Origin of the sequence: Devosia sp. (genome assembly GCF_041917035.1) — a bacterium.
In the GTDB taxonomy this organism is placed as follows: Bacteria; Pseudomonadota; Alphaproteobacteria; order Rhizobiales; family Devosiaceae; genus Devosia_A.
In genome coordinates this window covers 1-2,695 of sequence record NZ_JAYRYM010000368.1, presented here as the reverse complement: position 1 = coordinate 2,695, position 2,695 = coordinate 1, and the positions used below count along the sequence as shown (strand labels likewise).

Below are 2,695 nucleotides of genomic sequence, written 5' to 3'. Positions count from 1 at the left end.
CCCTCGACCTGGTCTCGGCCGATCGCACCACCCTGGTCATCGCCCACCGGCTCTCCACCGTCGTCAACGCCGACGAGATCATCGTCCTGCGTGACGGCGAGATCGCCGAGCGCGGCACGCATTTCCGTCTGCTCAGCAAGCAGGGGCTCTACGCCCAGATGTGGAATCGCCAGCGCGAGGCCAGCGAGGCCGAGGAACGCATCCGCAAGGTCGCCAACGATCCCTTCGTCAAGCGCGGCCTGCCGGCGGCGGAGTAGGGGGGTGCCGGCAGGTGCTCCTGCGTCGAACTCAAGCGACTTTTCCGGAGGCGTCCAATGTGGTGGTATTATCTCGTTGCGGTTCCCGCCGCCTTGTTCCTGACCAACGGCATCCCGCATTTCACCCAGGGCCTCGCCGGCCGGTCGTTCCCCTCGCCCTTCACCGGCGGCCCACCAAGGCTCGATAGCCCGGTCAACAACGTGCTCTGGGGCGGCGGCAACCTCGTCGCCGGCGGGGTGCTCCTCTGGCTGATCTCGCCCGGCCTCGGCGACTGGCTGCTGCTCCTCGAGTTGGTCGTCGTGGCCATGGCCTACGGCGTCCTGCTCGCACGGATCATGCAGACGGCCTGGAAATAGGCCGTTCGGCCGGCGGACCGGTGGCGGCTTGAGCGATCCGTTGGGCGTGGTCTACTGTTCGGGGTCGAACGGAACGGCATGCTCGTTCAGCCAGCTCTCCAGCACATCCTTGCGAAACGTGCCCGCCTCGAGGTGACTATAGATGAACGCCTCGATTTCGCCGTTGCTGGCCGCAATGTCCGCCCCGTTGAGCTGCAGGAACAATTCGACGCATGCATAGGCGACCCGCTTGTTGCCATCGACGAAGCCGTGATTCATCGCGAGGCTTTCCCACAGGGCCGCGGCCTCCTCGATGAGGTCGGCATAGTAGCCGGTTTGCGGACGCAGCAGGGCCGACTGAATCAGCCCCAGGTCGCGAACGCCAAGGGCACCCCCGAACTCCTTGATCAGGAGTTCGTGGATGCGCAGGGCTTCGTCGAGAGTGATGTAGAGCGTCAACGCCCGCTACCTTGCGAGAGCTTCATAGAGAGAGCGACGACGCTCGATGCTCTTCGCCATCAGCCTCTCGATCGCGGGTCGTACCTTGGGAGCAGCAGCTTGTTCGCGCAGAGCGTTGAACTGCTCTGCCGACACGACATACGCCACGTCCCGGCCGTTTTTCCGGATGGCCACTGGCTCTGCCTGCGCCATCTCCAGCAGCTGCCCGAACTTGTTCTTGGCGTCCGTCGCGGTCATCTCGACCATGCTCGTTTCTCCTAACTCCGCAGCTAAAATAGCTACTCCAGAAACTGTCCGCAATGGCTAAATCAGCCAACAAAAAGGCCCGGGGTCGCCCCCGGGCCCTTGCCTCATTCTGTGACTGCGCGACTATTCGGCGGCCTGGCGGCTCACCACCGTCACCCCGTCCTGCTCGGTCTCGACCAGGCCCGAGCCCTCGGTCTTGATGAAGCGCTTGGAGCTGTCGATGTCGGCAGGGATGGCGATCTCGGCGCCTTCCGGCGTCACGGCAGTGGCGGTCTTCCGGCCACCGAACAGCCGGAACGGCGCCATCGCGATGGTGCCGACCAGCCGGCCGATCCAGCCGTGCCGGATCACGCTCGGCGCGGTGATCATCACCGGCACCATCACCAGCGTCAGCGCGGTCGAGACGAACAGCCCCGAGACCAGCGCCGCCGAGAGGTGGGTGAACCACGAGCCGGCAATGCCACCCACCACGATTTCCTGGCGGATGAAGTCGAACTCGATGTTCAGCGCCATCGGGATCACGCCCAGCGCCGTCACCGTTGCGGTGAGCAGCACCGGCCGCACGCGCTGGCTGGCGGTGATCAGCATCGCCTTGACCGGGTCGACCCCTTCGTCGCGGTTGTAGTGGTTGTAGGTGTCGATCAGCACGATGCCGTTCTTCACCACGATACCGGCCAGCGCCACGATGCCGAGCCCGGTCATGATCGCCGAAAAGCTCATGCCCGTGACCACCATGCCCACCATCACCCCGGCGAGCGACATCAGCACCGTCGAGAGCGTCACCAGCACCTGGTAGAAGCTGTTGTACTCGAGCAGCAGCACCAGGAAGATGATGAACAGCGCCGCCATCAGGGCCTGGCCGATGAAGGCGTTGGTGTCGCCGATCTGCTCGTCGGCACCGCCGAACACCACCGTGGCGGTAGCGGGGAAGTTCTGCTCCTTCACGAAGGCGCCGAGCTGCTCCATCTTGGCCTGGGTCGCGGACGGGTCCTGGACGATGGCCGGGATGAAGTTCGCCGCCACCGCCATCTGGTACTTGCCGTTCTTGCGCGAGATGTTGGCCACCTTCGGCACCGCCTCGCGCTTGATGAAGTTCGACACCGGGACCAGCCCCTGCGCCGTGACGATGCGCAGCGAGTCGAGGCTGTCGAAGCTGCGTTCCTCGAGCGGCAGCCGCACGCGGATGTCGAGTTCGTCGTCGGCGTCGTTCGGCCGGTAGGCGCCGAGCTTGACGCCGGAGGTGACCAGCTGGACATAGGGGCTGAGCTCTCGCACGCCGATGCCGTACTTGGCCGCCGCCTCGCGATCGATCGTCACTTCCCAGTCGATGCCGGGGGAGGGACGGCCGTCCTCGACGTCGATGGTGTCGCCGAGGTCGTTCTCGATGTAGTTGCGCA

4 protein-coding genes and 1 pseudogene are annotated in these 2,695 nt (G+C 65.2%); 2 read left to right on the top strand and 3 right to left on the bottom strand.

Annotation, left to right across the window (positions count from 1 at the left end):
• Positions 1-257 (top strand): annotated as a pseudogene (locus tag ACE3TU_RS21150) (metal ABC transporter permease); the annotation flags it as partial.
• Between the two features lie 57 nt (positions 258-314).
• Positions 315-614: a hypothetical protein gene (locus ACE3TU_RS21145; protein ID WP_374627836.1), complete on the top strand. Its 300-nt coding sequence runs from the start codon at positions 315-317 to the stop codon at positions 612-614.
• Between the two features lie 51 nt (positions 615-665).
• Here the strand turns inward: ACE3TU_RS21145 and ACE3TU_RS21140 are convergent, their stop codons facing one another.
• The 3 genes from ACE3TU_RS21140 to ACE3TU_RS21130 all read right to left on the bottom strand — a co-directional run.
• Positions 666-1,052 (bottom strand): type II toxin-antitoxin system death-on-curing family toxin, encoded by a 387-nt coding sequence (locus ACE3TU_RS21140; RefSeq protein WP_374627835.1) that lies wholly within the window; start codon positions 1,050-1,052, stop codon positions 666-668.
• A 6-nt stretch (positions 1,053-1,058) separates the two neighbouring features.
• Positions 1,059-1,298, bottom strand: a complete 240-nt coding sequence (locus ACE3TU_RS21135; protein WP_374627834.1) for a type II toxin-antitoxin system prevent-host-death family antitoxin — start codon at positions 1,296-1,298, stop codon at positions 1,059-1,061.
• A 123-nt stretch (positions 1,299-1,421) separates the two neighbouring features.
• A partial coding sequence (locus tag ACE3TU_RS21130) for an efflux RND transporter permease subunit (protein ID WP_374627833.1) occupies positions 1,422-2,695 on the bottom strand: 1,274 nt, incomplete at its 5' end.

Excerpts from the sequence above, each read along its gene's own strand:
- ACE3TU_RS21145 (WP_374627836.1), top strand. The coding sequence starts at position 315 with ATGTGGTGGTATTATCTCGTTGCGGTTCCCGCCGCCTTGTTCCTGACC.
- ACE3TU_RS21135 (WP_374627834.1), bottom strand. The coding sequence starts at position 1,298 with ATGGTCGAGATGACCGCGACGGACGCCAAGAACAAGTTCGGGCAGCTG.